Origin of the sequence: Pseudomonas sp. BN515 (assembly GCF_029873155.1) — a bacterium.
Classification (GTDB): domain Bacteria; phylum Pseudomonadota; class Gammaproteobacteria; order Pseudomonadales; family Pseudomonadaceae; genus Metapseudomonas.
The window spans coordinates 156,696-171,230 of the sequence record NZ_SSOH01000073.1 but is presented as its reverse complement, the minus strand read 5'-3'; the positions used below and the strand labels follow the sequence as shown (position 1 = coordinate 171,230).

The following is a 14,535-nucleotide window of genomic DNA, read 5'->3' as shown; positions in this document are numbered from 1 at the left end:
CTTGCCCCAAGCCTGTAGCTTTGTCCGAGGGCCCGGTACAATCCGGGCCTTGTCGTTTTCGCGTTTTGCATAGGACTTCCATGACCGCTTCCTTCGTCCATCTGCGTCTGCATTCCGAATACTCCCTGGTAGACGGCCTGGTGCGGGTCAAGCCACTGGTCAAGGCCGTGGCGGGAGCGGGTATGCCGGCGGTGGCGATCACCGACCAGAGCAACATGTGCTCGCTGGTGAAGTTCTACAAGACCGCCATGGGTGGCGGCATCAAGCCCATCTGCGGCGCCGATATCTGGCTCGACAGCCCTGTCGAGGACGGCCCCCTGAGCCGCATGACGCTCCTTGTGATGAATGCCAAGGGCTATCGCAATCTCACCGAACTGGTTTCCCGTGGTTGGTCCGAAGGTCAGAGCAACGGTCTGGTGATCATCCAGCGCCATTGGGTGAAGGAGGCCGCCGAGGGCCTGATCGCCCTGTCCGGCGCCAAGGAAGGGGAGGTCGGCATGGCTCTGCTCAATGGTGACCAGGCCGGTGCCGAAGCCCTGCTGGCCGAGTGGCAATCCGTCTTCCCCGACCGTTTCTACCTGGAGCTTCAGCGCACCTCGCGAGTCAACGACGAAGAGCACGTCCATGCGGCCGTCGCCCTGGCCGATCGTTGCGGCGCACCGCTGGTGGCCACCAACGACGTGCGTTTCATCAAGCCTGACGACTTCGAGGCCCACGAAACCCGCGTGTGCATCGGCGAGGGCCGGGTCCTGGATGACCCGCGCCGCCCGCGCAACTTCTCCGATCAGCAGTACCTCAAGTCCCCGGCGGAAATGGCCGAGCTGTTCGCCGATATCCCCGAGGCGCTGGAGAACACCGTCGAGATTGCCAAGCGCTGCAACATCGAGGTCCAGCTGGGCAAGCACTTCCTGCCTGACTTCCCCACGCCCAACGGCATGAGCATCGACGACTACCTGCGTCATGCCTCCTTTGAGGGGCTGGAAGAGCGCCTGAGCGTGCTCTTGCCCAAGGACACCACGCCTGACTACGAAGAGAAGCGGCAGGTCTACATCGACCGCCTGGAATTCGAGCTGGGCACCATCATCCAGATGGGTTTCCCCGGTTACTTCCTGATCGTTGCGGACTTCATCCAGTGGGCCAAGAACAACGGCGTGCCGGTGGGACCGGGCCGTGGCTCGGGTGCCGGCTCGCTGGTGGCCTACGTGCTGAAGATCACCGACCTCGACCCGCTGGCCTATGACCTGCTGTTCGAGCGATTCCTGAACCCCGAACGCGTTTCCATGCCCGACTTCGACGTCGACTTCTGCATGGACGGCCGCGACCGGGTGATCGACTACGTGGCCGACAAGTACGGGCGTAATGCGGTGAGCCAGATCATCACCTTCGGCTCCATGGCGGCCAAGGCAGTGGTGCGCGACGTGGCCCGGGTGCAGGGCAAGTCCTACGGCCTGGCAGATCGCCTGTCGAAGATGATCCCCTTCGAAGTCGGTATGACCCTGGAGGCGGCCTACAACCAGGAAGAGGTGCTGCGCGACTTCCTCAAGACTGATGAGGAAGCCCAGGAAATCTGGGACATGGCCCTGAAGCTGGAAGGCATCACCCGGGGTACCGGCAAGCACGCCGGTGGCGTGGTAATCGCGCCGACCAAACTCACCGACTTCTCGCCGATCGCCTGTGATGAAGAGGGCGCCGGCCTGGTGACCCAGTTCGACAAGGACGATGTGGAAGCCGCCGGCCTGGTGAAGTTCGACTTCCTCGGCCTGCGTACCCTGACGATCATCAAGTGGGCCATGGAGATGATCAACCGGGAGCAGGAGAAGCTGGGCAAGCCCCTGGTCGACATCGACCGTATCCCGCTGGACGACAAGAAAACCTACGACATGCTGCAGAAGGCGGAGACCACCGCCGTCTTCCAGCTCGAATCCCGCGGCATGAAGGAGCTGATCAAGAAGCTCAAGCCGGACTGCCTGGAAGACATGATCGCTCTGGTAGCGCTGTTCCGCCCGGGGCCGCTGCAGTCAGGCATGGTGGACGACTTCATCAACCGCAAGCACGGTCGCGCGGAGCTTTCCTATCCGCACCCGGACTACCAGTACGCCGGCCTTGAGCCGGTGCTCAAGCCCACCTACGGCATCATCCTGTACCAGGAGCAGGTGATGCAGATCGCCCAGGTGATGGCCGGCTACACCCTCGGCGGCGCCGACATGCTGCGCCGCGCCATGGGTAAGAAGAAGCCCGAGGAAATGGCCAAGCAGCGCGGCGGCTTCATCGAAGGCTGTTCCAGCAACGGCATCGACCCCACCCTCTCGGGCAACATCTTCGACCTGGTGGAAAAGTTCGCCGGCTACGGCTTCAACAAATCCCACTCGGCCGCCTACGGCTGGGTTTCGTACCAGACGGCCTGGCTCAAGGCGCACTTCCCAGCACCCTTCATGGCCGCGGTTCTCACTGCGGATATGCACAACACCGACAAGGTGGTGACGCTGATCGAAGAATGCCGGCACATGAAGCTGCGCATCGTCGCGCCGGACGTGAACAACTCCGAGTACCGCTTTACCGTCGACAATGACGGCCAGATCGTCTACGGACTGGGCGCCATCAAGGGCGTGGGTGAAGGTCCGGTGGAGGCCATTACCGAGTGCCGCGCCGAAGGCGGTCCCTTCAAGGATCTGTTCGATTTCTGCAATCGCGTCGATCTCAAGCGCATCAACAAGCGGACCCTGGAAGCCCTGATTCGCTGCGGTGCGCTGGATCGCCTCGGTCCGTTCTTCAGCAACGAGCCCAAGGCCTACCAGGCGGGTATCGACACCAACCGCGCAGTGCTGCTGGCCGCCATGGAAGAAGCCATCCAGGCCGCCGAACAGACCGCCCGCAGCCATGACAGCGGCCATATGGACCTCTTCGGTGGCGTGTTCGCCGAGCCGGAGGCGGATCTCTACGCCAATCACCGCAGAGCCAAGGAAATGTCCCTCAAGGAGCGCCTGAAGGGCGAGAAGGACACCCTGGGCCTGTACCTCACCGGCCACCCGATTGACGAATACGAGGGCGAGGTCCGTCGCTTTGCCCGCCAGCGCATCGTCGAGCTGAAACCGGCGCGGGACACCCAGATCATCGCCGGCCTGATCGTCAACCTGCGGGTGATGAAGAACAAGAAGGGCGACAAGATGGGCTTCATCACCCTCGACGACCGCTCCGGCCGTATCGAGGCCTCGCTCTTCGCCGATGCCTTCAACGCTGCCAGCGGCCTGTTGCAGACCGACGCCATGGTGGTGGTGGAAGGGGAGGTGAGCCACGACGACTTTTCCGGTGGCCTGCGCCTGCGCGCCAAGCGTGTGCTGAGCCTGGAGGAAGCCCGTACCGGTCTGGCGGAAAGCCTGCGGATGAAGGTGGACTTCAGCGCCCTGCAAGGCGATCGCCTGCGCTGGCTGGCCGAGTTGTGCGGCCGCCATCGCGGCTCCTGCCCCCTGACCCTGGACTACAGCGGCAATGACGCGAAGGCCCTGCTGCAGTTCGGCGACGACTGGCGGATCGCACCGGCCGACGCTTTGATTCAGGCATTGCGTGACCAGTTCGGGCGCGACAACGTCTTCCTGCACTACCGCTGATGCGAGCGTGATGGCACGCCCGCACCGGCCCGATTTCGATTTGATCTCGACCCGAACGCGCCCGATCCCTTAAGGTAGGGCGCCAAATGGAACCAGCCGCCTGGCCCCAAGCGCACGACGGAAGCCTATGAACCCGAACTTTCTGGATTTCGAACAGCCCATCGCCGATCTGCAAGCCAAGATCGAGGAGCTGCGTCTGGTCGGTAACGACAACGCCCTGAACATCACTGACGAGATCTCTCGCCTGCAGGAAAAGAGCAGCGCGCTCACCGAGAGCATCTTCGGCAACCTGTCCAGCTGGCAGATTGCCCAACTGGCACGCCACCCGCGCCGGCCCTACACCCTCGATTACATCGAGCACATCTTCACCGAGTTCGACGAGCTGCACGGTGACCGTCATTTCTCCGATGACGCGGCCATCGTCGGCGGCATTGCCCGTCTGAACGACCAGCCGGTCATGATCATCGGCCACCAGAAAGGCCGTGACGTACGCGAGAAGGTCCGCCGCAACTTCGGCATGCCGCGCCCCGAGGGCTACCGTAAGGCCTGCCGCCTGATGGAAATGGCCGAGCGCTTCAAGATGCCGATCCTCACCTTCATCGATACCCCCGGCGCCTACCCGGGCATCGATGCCGAGGAGCGTGGCCAGAGCGAGGCTATCGCCTGGAACCTGCGTGTCATGGCTCGCCTCAAGACCCCGATTATCGCCACCGTGATCGGTGAAGGCGGTTCTGGCGGCGCACTGGCCATTGGCGTTTGCGACCGCCTGAACATGTTGCAGTACTCCACCTATTCGGTGATTTCGCCGGAAGGTTGTGCCTCGATCCTGTGGAAAACCGCCGAGAAGGCGCCGGATGCCGCTGAAGCCATGGGCATCACCGCCGAGCGTCTGAAGGGCCTGGGAATCGTCGACAAGGTGATCGCCGAGCCCCTGGGTGGCGCCCACCGCGATCCGGCTGCAGCCGCCGAGTCGATCCGCAAGGAGCTCTCCGAGCAGCTGAAAACCCTGCAGAAGCTCAACAATGAGGATCTGCTGGCGCGTCGTTATGACCGTCTGATGAGCTATGGCGTAGCCTGATCCCGTCAGAAGCTGTAAAGATCGGGCCCCGGCTTTATGCTTGGGGCCCGATTTTTTTTGAGCCACATCATGTCCCTCGAGTCCCGCCTCCTGACTGCCCTGGCCCCCTGGCGCCATGCGCCGGCCTGGCACGTTGCCTACTCTGGCGGGCTTGATTCCTCCGTACTGCTTCATCTGCTGGTGCGCCTCGCCCGTCGCGAAGTCCTGCCACCGATTTCCGCCATCCATATCCATCACGGCCTGCAGCCTGCGGCCGATGCCTGGCTTGAACATTGTCAGCGGGTCTGCGACGAACTGGGTGTGCCGCTCAAGGCGTTGCGGGTGAAGGTCGACCCCGGGCCCAGCCTGGAAAGGGCTGCCCGGGATGCTCGGTACGCCGCTTTCTGTCGTCAGCTGGGAGTAGGCGAAGTGCTGCTGAGCGCCCAGCATCGCGACGACCAGGCGGAAACGCTGCTCTTCCGCCTGTTGCGCGGCGCGGGTGTGCGCGGTCTGGCGGGCATGCCGGAAAGCCGCCCTCTGGGGGCGGGTATCCTGGTCAGGCCGTTCCTGCAGTTTTCTCGCACGGAGCTGGAGGCCTTCGCCCGTGCCGAAGGCCTTGCCTGGGTGGAAGACCCGAGCAATGCCGACACCTCACTCGCTCGGAATTATCTCCGTCACGACGTCTTCCCGGGGTTGCAGGCCCGCTGGCCCAAGGCCGTAGAAAGCTTGGCGCGCAGTGCCGAGCACATGGCCGAGGCGGAAGGCCTGCTGGGTGAACTGGCACGGGCCGATCTCGACAGGGCGTCTGGCATCAGCGAATTCTCCTGGCTGACCCTGCCGTCCCTGAAGCTGCAATCGCTCGCGTCCCTCTCGCCTGCCCGGCAGCGCAACGCACTGCGCTTCTGGCTGGCGCCGCTGACGCCGCTGCCCGACAGCGACCATTGGGCAGGGTGGGAAGACCTGCGGGATGCGGCAATCGATGCAATGCCTGTCTGGCGTCTGGCTAAGGGCGAGTTGCAGCGCGCCGACGGACGGTTGTGGTGGTTATCCGGCGACTGGCTCGCCGCGCCGGCTTCGAATCTCACCTGGCCCGACCCCGCCCGACAGCTTGTACTGCCCGGCAACGGACGGCTGGAAATCGAGGGGACGCCTCCTGCTGGAATGCTCGAAATCCGCTATCGCCAGGGCGGTGAAGTGCTTTTGATCGCAGGGCGAGGGCGTCGCGACCTCAAACGATTGCTCAATGAATCCCGTGTACCGGCTTTTGTCCGCGGCCGATTGCCGCTGCTGCTGGTGGACGGTGACTTGCAAGCCATCGCCAATCTTCCCGGCCTTGATGGTCCACCTGCGGGCAACTGGCGGCTGCGCTGGACGCCACCGACGAATGACCAAGGTTTGAGCTGGTAGGGTCTTTCCGGTAGACTACGCTCCCGTCTTACATAGCTTCCGCTGATTCCTTCGGAATCGGCGGCTGCTGCTTTTGCAGTAGCGCCCAGTGGCGCTCCATGGTTGAAGGCCATAGCCCTTCATCGCTTTCCCCGGCGGCTTTCCGCCTAAACGCAGACTTCTAGGGTTTTTCATGACGCGCTACATTTTCGTCACGGGTGGTGTTGTTTCTTCTTTGGGGAAAGGCATCGCCTCGGCATCCTTGGCCGCCATTCTGGAAGCTCGGGGACTGAAGGTCACCATGCTCAAACTGGATCCGTACATCAACGTGGATCCGGGCACCATGAGCCCCTTCCAGCACGGTGAGGTCTTCGTGACTGAGGACGGCGCCGAGACCGACCTCGACCTGGGCCACTACGAGCGCTTCGTGAGCACCACGATGACCCAGAACAACAACTTCACCACCGGCCGCGTTTACGCCGACGTGCTGCGCAAGGAGCGCCGTGGTGACTACCTGGGCGCCACCATCCAGGTGATCCCGCACATCACCGACGAGATCAAGCACCGCATCATCAAGGGCGCCGCCGGTGCGGACGTGGCCCTGGTGGAAATCGGCGGCACCGTCGGCGACATCGAGTCCCAACCCTTCCTCGAAGCCATTCGCCAGCTGCGCGTGGAAGTGGGCGCCAAGCGCGCGATGCTGATGCACCTGACCCTGGTGCCCTACATCGCCACCGCCGGCGAGACCAAGACCAAGCCGACCCAGCACTCGGTGAAGGAGCTGCGCTCCATCGGCCTGCAGCCTGACGTGCTGGTCTGCCGTTCCGACCATGAAGTCGACCTGTCTTCCCGTCGCAAGATCGCCCTGTTCACCAACGTGGAAGAGCGTGCGGTGATCTCCCTGCAGGACGTCGACACCATCTACAAGATTCCGTCCGTGCTGCACGCCCAGGGCTTGGACGATTTCGTCGTCGAGCGCTTCGGCCTGCAATGCGGTAGTGCCGACCTCTCCGAGTGGGACCGCGTGGTGGATGCCAAGCTGAACCCGGAGAAGGAAGTCACCATCGCCATGGTCGGCAAGTACATGGAACTGCTGGACGCGTACAAGTCGCTGATCGAAGCGATGAGCCACGCCGGCATCCAGAGCCGTACCAAGGTGAACCTGCGCTACATCGATTCCGAAGATATCGAGACCCAGGGCACCGCCCTGCTCGAAGGTGTCGACGCCATCCTCGTTCCGGGCGGCTTCGGCCTGCGCGGCGTGGAAGGCAAGATATCCACCGTGCGCTTCGCCCGCGAGAACAAGATCCCGTACCTCGGCATCTGCCTCGGCATGCAAGTGGCGGTGATCGAGTACGCCCGTAACGTGCTCGGCTGGACCGACGCCAACTCCACCGAATTCGACAAGTCCAGCGGCCACCCGGTCGTGGGCCTGATCACCGAATGGGAAGACGCCACCGGCGCCACCGAAATCCGTACTGAAGCCTCGGACCTGGGCGGCACCATGCGCCTCGGCGCCCAGGCCTGCCAGCTGGAGAACGGTTCCCTGGTTCACGATTGCTATGGCAAGGACGAGATCGTCGAGCGCCATCGCCACCGCTACGAAGTGAACAACAACCTGCTGCCGCAACTGCAGGAAGCCGGTCTGAAGGTCACTGGCCGTTCCGGCGACGGCGCACTGGTCGAAGTGGTAGAAGCTCCGGATCACCCGTGGTTCGTGGCTTGCCAGTTCCACCCGGAGTTCACCTCCACCCCGCGTTACGGTCACCCGCTGTTCAGCGGCTTCGTCAACGCCGCCCTGGCGCAGAAAGCGAAGAAGGCCTGACCCATGGCGCAGAAGATCGTCCGCGTCGGCAACATCGACATCGCCAACGACAAGCCGTTCGTGCTGTTCGGCGGCATGAACGTGCTGGAGTCCCGCGACCTGGCCCTGAAAGTCTGCGAGGAATATGTGCGGGTGACCGAGAAGCTCGGCATCCCCTACGTGTTCAAGGCCAGCTTCGACAAGGCCAATCGCTCCTCGATCAACTCTTTCCGTGGCCCGGGCCTGGAAGAGGGCATGAAGATCTTCGAGGAAGTGAAGAAGACCTTCGGCGTGCCGGTGATCACTGATGTCCATGAGCCCTATCAGGCGGCTCCGGTGGCCGAAGTGTGCGACATCATCCAGCTGCCGGCCTTCCTGTCCCGCCAGACCGACCTCGTGGTCGCCATGGCCAAGACGGGCGCGGTCATCAACATCAAGAAGGCCCAGTTCCTCGCGCCCCAGGAGATGAAGCACATCCTCACCAAGTGCGAGGAGGCCGGTAATGATCGCCTGATTCTCTGCGAGCGCGGTTCTTCCTTCGGCTACAACAACCTGGTCGTGGACATGCTCGGCTTCGGCATCATGAAGCAGTTCGAGTACCCGGTATTCTTCGACGTCACCCACGCCCTGCAGATGCCGGGCGGTCGTGCCGACTCCGCTGGTGGCCGCCGTGCCCAGGTCACCGACCTGGCCAAGGCCGGCATGAGCCAGGGCCTGGCCGGCCTTTTCCTCGAGGCCCATCCGGATCCGGACAACGCCAAGTGCGATGGTCCCTGCGCCCTGCGCCTGAACAAACTCGAACCCTTCCTGTCCCAGCTCAAGCAGCTGGACGACCTGGTCAAGAGTTTTCCGCCGATCGAGACTGCCTGAACCGGCCGTTCTCCGGTAAAGTGCCGCGTGGGCACAATCTGACCGATCGGTCAGGACATTCGCCGGGTCGGCCGACCCCGAGACCCGGCGAATCGCCTCACTTTCTGCTGAGCGTTTTCGTCAACATTTGGAGTGCTAACAACAATGGCAAAGATCGTCGACATCAAGGGCCGCGAGGTTCTGGACTCCCGTGGCAACCCCACTGTGGAAGCCGATGTGATCCTCGAGAACGGCATCGTAGGCAGCGCTTGCGCGCCGTCCGGTGCATCCACCGGTTCCCGCGAGGCACTGGAACTGCGTGATGGCGACAAGAGCCGTTACCTGGGCAAGGGCGTTCTGAAGGCCGTGGCCAACATCAACGGCCCGATTCGCGACCTGCTGCTGGGCAAGGACGCTGCTGACCAGAAAGCCCTGGACCGCGCCATGATCGAACTGGACGGCACCGAGAACAAGGGCAAGCTGGGCGCCAACGCCATCCTCGCCGTGTCCCTGGCTGCCGCCAAGGCCGCTGCCCAAGCCAAAGGCGTTCCGCTCTATGCCCACATCGCCGACCTGAACGGCACCCCCGGCCAGTACTCCATGCCGGTACCGATGATGAACATCATCAACGGTGGCGAGCACGCCGATAACAACGTCGACATCCAGGAGTTCATGGTTCAGCCGGTTGGCGCCAAGAACTTCGCCGACGCCCTGCGCATGGGCGCCGAGATCTTCCACCACCTCAAAGCCGTGCTGAAGGCCCGTGGCCTGAACACCGCCGTAGGTGACGAGGGTGGTTTCGCCCCGAACCTGGCCTCCAACGAAGACGCCCTGGCCGCCATCGCCGAAGCCGTTGCCAACGCCGGCTACAAGCTGGGCACCGACGTGACCCTGGCCCTGGACTGCGCTTCCAGCGAATTCTTCAAGGACGGCAAGTACGACCTGGCCGGTGAAGGCAAGGTGTTCGACGCCGCCGGTTTCGCCGACTACCTGGCCGGCCTGACCCAGCGTTACCCGATCATCTCCATCGAAGACGGCATGGACGAATCCGACTGGGCTGGCTGGAAAGGCCTGACCGACAAGATCGGTGCCAAGGTTCAACTGGTGGGTGACGACCTGTTCGTGACCAACACCAAGATCCTCAAGGAAGGCATTGAGAAGAGCATCGGTAACTCGATCCTGATCAAGTTCAACCAGATCGGTTCCCTGACCGAAACCCTGGAAGCCATCCAGATGGCCAAGGCTGCCGGCTACACCGCGGTGATCTCCCACCGTTCCGGCGAGACCGAGGACAGCACCATCGCCGACCTGGCCGTAGGCACCGCCGCCGGTCAGATCAAGACCGGTTCCCTGTGCCGTTCCGACCGCGTGTCCAAGTACAACCAGCTGCTGCGTATCGAAGAGCAACTGGGCGAGAAGGCTCCCTACCGTGGCCGTGCGGAATTCCGCGGCTAAGAGACTGGCTACGATCGGCTGCGCGTCGGAATAACTGCGTTGAGAATGGCTTCGGAAAGCCGCTTGCGGCTAACGTGCTTCAGCACGGCCCGGAGGGCGAGCGAAGTGAGTACTGCTCATTTACAGCTCGTAAACTCCGCGTCCTCAGCCATTCTCGCCTTGTTCTTCTCTAGCTCGCTCGATCGTGAGCAAGTCTCAGCGATGCCATGTTGAAATCAGGCGCTGAATGCATCTTTACTTCATGTAAACTTCGCAGCCACACCTGATTTCTCCTGGCCGGTCGTCTCCCGCCGCACGGCAGCGACGTAATCCGTTCAGGAATGGTAAAAGGGCAGCGCAAGCTGCCCTTTTCGCATGGATACTCCCTGGCAAAATGACTCGCCCTAACACTTACTGGTTGTTCGTTGTCCTCATCCTGCTGCTGGCTGGCCTGCAGTATCGACTGTGGGTGGGCGACGGCAGCCTGGCGCAAGTCCAGGACCTGCAACGGCAGATCGCCGAGCAGCAAGGCGAAAACGAACGCCTGCTGGAACGCAACCGTATCCTCGAAGCGGAAGTGATGGAGCTGAAAAAGGGTATGGAGACCGTCGAAGAGCGTGCTCGTCACGAACTGGGCATGGTCAAGGAAGGCGAAACCCTCTACCAGATTGCCGAATGAACCAGGCCGATACTCCCTTCTTCTGGGCGGTGATCCCCGCCGCCGGCGTCGGTGCCCGCATGCGCGCCGACCGTCCCAAGCAATACCTCGAACTTGCCGGACGCACCATTCTCGAGCACAGCCTCGATTGTTTCCTCGACCATCCGCAGCTCAAGGGCCTGGTGATCAGCCTTTCTGTGGATGATCCCTACTGGCCGGCGCTGCCGTGTGCCAGCGACGAGCGCATTATCCGCGCCGACGGTGGCAAGGAGCGTGCGGACTCGGTACTCAGTGCCCTGTTGCGACTGGCCGAAAACGGTGCCCGCGCACATGACTGGGTGCTGGTGCATGATGCGGCCCGGCCGAACCTGTCGCGTTTCGACCTCGACCTGTTGCTCGCCGAATTGGCCGATGACCCGGTGGGCGGCCTGCTCGCCGTTCCCGCACGGGATACCCTCAAGCGCGCCAGCGCAGATGGGCGTGTGGCGGAAACCGTTGATCGCAGCCTGATCTGGCAGGCCTACACGCCACAGATGTTCCGCTTCGGCGCGCTGCATCGCGCCTTGGCCGATGCCCTGGTTGCCGGCGTCGCCATCACCGATGAAGCCTCCGCCATGGAGTGGGCCGGCAATGCACCCAAGCTGGTGGAAGGCCGCGCCGACAACCTCAAGATCACTCGCCCCGAAGACCTCGACTGGCTGCGTCAGCGCTGGTCGACGCGCAGCTGAGCAGTCGCGTACTCCGGACGCTGGGCCAAACCCTCCTTAAGCAGATCCACCAACTGCCGCACCTTGGGCGAGAGGTGCCGTTGCTGTGGATAAAGTGCCCAGACCGCGGTGTTCGGCGGGCGGTGCTGTTCCAGCAATGACACCAGGGCACCGCTTTGCAGGTGCTCCAGCACGTAGTAATCCGGCAACTGGCACAGGCCGAAACCCCGCAGGGCAGCATCCAGCACTGCCTGGCCACTGTTGCAGCGCCAGTTTCCCTGGACGCGAATGGCATGCTCGCGTCCCTGCTGCAGGAAGTCCCAGTGGTCCGAGCTGCCGACCAGGCAGTTATGCCGAGCGAGTTCCGACAGGCTGTGGGGGCGGCCATAGCGCTCCAGGTAGGCAGGTGCCGCGCACAGGTACATGACCCGCGGCGCCAGGCGCGTCGCCACTAGACGCGAATCCTGCAGGCGACCCAGGCGTATCGCTACGTCGAGACCTTCATGCACCAGGTCCAGGGTGCGATTGCTCAGCTCGATCTCCACCCGCAATTGCGGGTGTCGCGCCATGAACTCGTTCACCAGTGGCACGATGAAGCGCTCTCCATAGGCCACCGCGCAGGTCATGCGCAGCAGGCCCTTGGGCTCGCTGGTCAGGTCGCTGACTGCGCGCAGGGCTTCTTCGCGGGCGTCCATCAGGCGCTGGCAGTGCTGCAGGAAAGTCTGCCCGGCTTCGGTGAGCGCCACCTTGCGCGTGCTGCGATAGAACAGGCGGGTCTGCAGGCGTTCTTCGAGGCGGGCGATCTGCCGGCTGACGTGGGACGAAGAAATGCCGAGGCGTTCCGCCGCAGCCGTGAACTGGCCTGTCTCCGCAACCGCAACGAACTCGTCCAGGCCTTCCCAGCGACTCATGGATTATCCCTCCACAGCAATAAAGTTTTGCTTTGCCATGGATTATTTACCATTGGCGGCTCAACTACACTCCTTGGCCATTTCAATCAGCTGGAGAATGACCATGATCAAGTCCCGTGCCGCTGTGGCCTTCGCGCCCAACCAGCCGCTGCAGATCGTCGAAGTGGACGTCGCCCCGCCCAAGGCTGGCGAAGTCCTGGTGCGGATCGTGGCCACCGGCGTTTGCCACACCGATGCCTACACCCTGTCCGGCGCGGATTCCGAGGGTGTGTTCCCCTGCATCCTGGGTCACGAAGGCGGCGGTATCGTCGAAGCGGTGGGCGAGGGCGTCACCTCGCTGGCGGTCGGCGACCACGTCATCCCGCTCTACACGGCCGAATGCCGTGAGTGCAAATTCTGCAAATCCGGCAAGACCAACCTGTGCCAGAAGGTGCGCGCCACCCAGGGCAAGGGCCTGATGCCGGACGGCACCTCCCGCTTCAGCTACAACGGCCAGCCGATCTACCACTACATGGGTTGCTCCACCTTCTCCGAGTACACCGTGCTGCCGGAAATCTCCCTGGCGAAGATTCCGAAAGACGCACCGCTGGAAAAGGTCTGTCTGCTGGGATGTGGTGTAACCACCGGCATCGGCGCCGTGCTCAACACTGCCAAGGTGGAGGAGGGCGCTACCGTGGCGATCTTCGGCCTGGGCGGCATCGGCCTGGCGGCGATCATCGGCGCGAAGATGGCCAAGGCCTCCCGCATCATCGCCATCGACATCAATCCCGAGAAGTTCACTGTGGCCCGTGAGCTGGGCGCCACCGACTTCGTCAACCCGAAGGAACACAGCAAGCCGATCCAGGACGTCATCGTCGAGCTGACCGATGGCGGCGTCGACTACAGCTTCGAGTGCGTCGGCAACGTCGACCTGATGCGCGCTGCACTTGAGTGCTGCCACAAGGGCTGGGGCGAGTCCGTGATCATTGGTGTGGCGCCGGCTGGCACCGAGATCAAGACCCGTCCGTTCCAGCTGGTGACCGGCCGCGTTTGGCGCGGTTCGGCTTTCGGCGGCGTGAAAGGCCGTACCGAACTGCCGAGCTACGTGGAGAAGGCGCAGAAGGGTGAGATTCCGCTGGACACCTTCATCACTCACACCATGGGGCTGGACGATATCAACAAGGCCTTCGACCTGATGCACGAAGGCAAGAGCATTCGCTCGGTCGTCCACTATTGATCTGGCTGCCTGCCCGGGACCGCTTCGTCCGGTGCCGGGCCGGCTCAGGGGAGATCGCTCCATGACCCTCGAAATCGTATCCAGCAACAAGAGCTTCGGCGGTTGGCACAAGCGTTACCGTCACCGCTCCACCAGCCTGAACTGCGACATGGTGTTCGCTGTGTACCTGCCACCCCAGGCAGAGCAGGGCGCGAAGCTGCCGGTGCTCTACTGGCTGTCGGGGCTGACCTGCACCGACGAGAACTTCATGCAGAAAGCCGGTGCGCAGCGCCTGGCGGCGGAGCTCGGACTGATCATCGTCGCTCCGGACACCAGCCCTCGCGGCGCCGAAGTACCCGGCGACCCGGACAATGCCTGGGACTTTGGCCTGGGCGCGGGCTTTTACCTGAACGCCACCCAGGAGCCCTACGCGCGCCACTACCGCATGCATGACTACGTGGTGCATGAGCTGCCGACGCTGATCGAGGCCAACTTCCCGGTGTCCGGGAAGCGCGGTATCAGTGGTCACTCCATGGGCGGCCACGGTGCGCTGGTGTGCGCCTTGCGTAATCCGGGGCGTTATCAGTCGCTGTCCGCATTCGCGCCGATCAGCAACCCGATGGCTTGTCCCTGGGGCGAAAAGGCCTTCAGCCGCTACCTGGGGGACGATCGCGCCCGTTGGCGTGAATGGGATGCGAGCGTGCTGCTTGCCGAGGCCACTGAACGCTTGCCGATTCTGGTGGATCAGGGCGACCGCGATGACTTCCTCGCCAACCAGCTCAAACCCGAGGCGCTGCAAGCAGCGGCCAAGGCGGCGGGGCATTCCTTGACCCTGCGCCTGCAGCCGGGATACGACCACAGCTACTACTTCATCGCCAGTTTCATCGGCGATCACCTGAAGCATCACGCCGAGGCCCTGAAGGGCTAAA

Annotated in this window: 11 protein-coding genes; 10 read left to right on the top strand and 1 reads right to left on the bottom strand. The window is 63.2% G+C overall.

Annotated features, from left to right (window positions below):
* Positions 1 to 80 precede the first annotated feature (80 nt).
* The 8 genes from dnaE (at position 81) to ispD (ending at position 11,521) form a co-directional block, all read left to right on the top strand.
* The gene (gene dnaE / locus E8E91_RS19925) at positions 81 to 3,605 is read left to right on the top strand and encodes a DNA polymerase III subunit alpha (protein ID WP_280378122.1); all 3,525 of its coding nucleotides are present in this window, start codon (positions 81 to 83) and stop codon (positions 3,603 to 3,605) included.
* 127 nt (positions 3,606 to 3,732) lie between these two features.
* A complete protein-coding gene (gene accA, locus E8E91_RS19920; protein WP_280378120.1) occupies positions 3,733 to 4,683 on the top strand; it encodes an acetyl-CoA carboxylase carboxyl transferase subunit alpha in 951 nt (316 codons plus the stop codon).
* A gap of 69 nt (positions 4,684 to 4,752) precedes the next feature.
* Positions 4,753 to 6,069: a tRNA lysidine(34) synthetase TilS gene (gene tilS / locus E8E91_RS19915; protein WP_280378117.1), complete on the top strand. Its 1,317-nt coding sequence runs from the start codon at positions 4,753 to 4,755 to the stop codon at positions 6,067 to 6,069.
* Between the two features lie 172 nt (positions 6,070 to 6,241).
* Complete coding sequence (locus E8E91_RS19910) at positions 6,242 to 7,873, top strand: CTP synthase (RefSeq protein ID WP_280368231.1); 1,632 nt, start codon at positions 6,242 to 6,244, stop codon at positions 7,871 to 7,873.
* A 3-nt stretch (positions 7,874 to 7,876) separates the two neighbouring features.
* The gene (gene kdsA / locus E8E91_RS19905; RefSeq protein WP_028627461.1) at positions 7,877 to 8,722 is read left to right on the top strand and encodes a 3-deoxy-8-phosphooctulonate synthase; all 846 of its coding nucleotides are present in this window, start codon (positions 7,877 to 7,879) and stop codon (positions 8,720 to 8,722) included.
* Positions 8,723 to 8,866: 144 nt separating this feature from the next.
* A complete protein-coding gene (gene eno / locus E8E91_RS19900; RefSeq protein WP_280368236.1) occupies positions 8,867 to 10,156 on the top strand; it encodes a phosphopyruvate hydratase in 1,290 nt (429 codons plus the stop codon).
* Positions 10,157 to 10,529: 373 nt separating this feature from the next.
* Positions 10,530 to 10,814 carry a cell division protein FtsB gene (gene ftsB, locus E8E91_RS19895; protein ID WP_151136325.1) on the top strand — a complete coding sequence of 95 codons (285 nt, stop codon included), beginning with the start codon at positions 10,530 to 10,532 and terminating at the stop codon, positions 10,812 to 10,814.
* Complete coding sequence (ispD, locus tag E8E91_RS19890; protein WP_280368238.1) at positions 10,811 to 11,521, top strand: 2-C-methyl-D-erythritol 4-phosphate cytidylyltransferase; 711 nt, start codon at positions 10,811 to 10,813, stop codon at positions 11,519 to 11,521. Before ftsB ends, ispD begins: the two co-directional genes overlap by 4 nt.
* Here the strand turns inward: ispD and E8E91_RS19885 are convergent.
* Entirely contained in the window at positions 11,497 to 12,411 is a 915-nt protein-coding gene (locus E8E91_RS19885; protein ID WP_280378114.1) for a LysR substrate-binding domain-containing protein, read from the bottom strand. The two genes, ispD and E8E91_RS19885, sit on opposite strands and share 25 nt — an antisense overlap.
* Positions 12,412 to 12,514: 103 nt before the next feature.
* On the opposite strand from E8E91_RS19885, the gene E8E91_RS19880 reads away from it, so the two are divergent.
* Positions 12,515 to 13,627: an S-(hydroxymethyl)glutathione dehydrogenase/class III alcohol dehydrogenase gene (locus E8E91_RS19880; RefSeq protein WP_280368242.1), complete on the top strand. Its 1,113-nt coding sequence runs from the start codon at positions 12,515 to 12,517 to the stop codon at positions 13,625 to 13,627.
* Between the two features lie 61 nt (positions 13,628 to 13,688).
* On the top strand, positions 13,689 to 14,534 hold the full coding sequence (gene fghA, locus E8E91_RS19875) for an S-formylglutathione hydrolase (RefSeq protein WP_280368244.1): 846 nt from the start codon (positions 13,689 to 13,691) through the stop codon (positions 14,532 to 14,534).
* The last annotated feature ends 1 nt before the right edge of the window (position 14,535 follow it).

Bases quoted from the DNA above. Each gene is read 5' to 3' on its own strand.
- dnaE (WP_280378122.1), top strand. From the start codon at position 81: ATGACCGCTTCCTTCGTCCATCTGCGTCTGCATTCCGAATACTCCCTG.
- accA (WP_280378120.1), top strand. From the start codon at position 3,733: ATGAACCCGAACTTTCTGGATTTCGAACAGCCCATCGCCGATCTGCAA.
- tilS (WP_280378117.1), top strand. From the start codon at position 4,753: ATGTCCCTCGAGTCCCGCCTCCTGACTGCCCTGGCCCCCTGGCGCCAT.
- E8E91_RS19910 (WP_280368231.1), top strand. From the start codon at position 6,242: ATGACGCGCTACATTTTCGTCACGGGTGGTGTTGTTTCTTCTTTGGGG.
- kdsA (WP_028627461.1), top strand. From the start codon at position 7,877: ATGGCGCAGAAGATCGTCCGCGTCGGCAACATCGACATCGCCAACGAC.
- eno (WP_280368236.1), top strand. From the start codon at position 8,867: ATGGCAAAGATCGTCGACATCAAGGGCCGCGAGGTTCTGGACTCCCGT.
- ftsB (WP_151136325.1), top strand. From the start codon at position 10,530: ATGACTCGCCCTAACACTTACTGGTTGTTCGTTGTCCTCATCCTGCTG.
- ispD (WP_280368238.1), top strand. From the start codon at position 10,811: ATGAACCAGGCCGATACTCCCTTCTTCTGGGCGGTGATCCCCGCCGCC.
- E8E91_RS19885 (WP_280378114.1), bottom strand. From the start codon at position 12,411: ATGAGTCGCTGGGAAGGCCTGGACGAGTTCGTTGCGGTTGCGGAGACA.
- E8E91_RS19880 (WP_280368242.1), top strand. From the start codon at position 12,515: ATGATCAAGTCCCGTGCCGCTGTGGCCTTCGCGCCCAACCAGCCGCTG.
- fghA (WP_280368244.1), top strand. From the start codon at position 13,689: ATGACCCTCGAAATCGTATCCAGCAACAAGAGCTTCGGCGGTTGGCAC.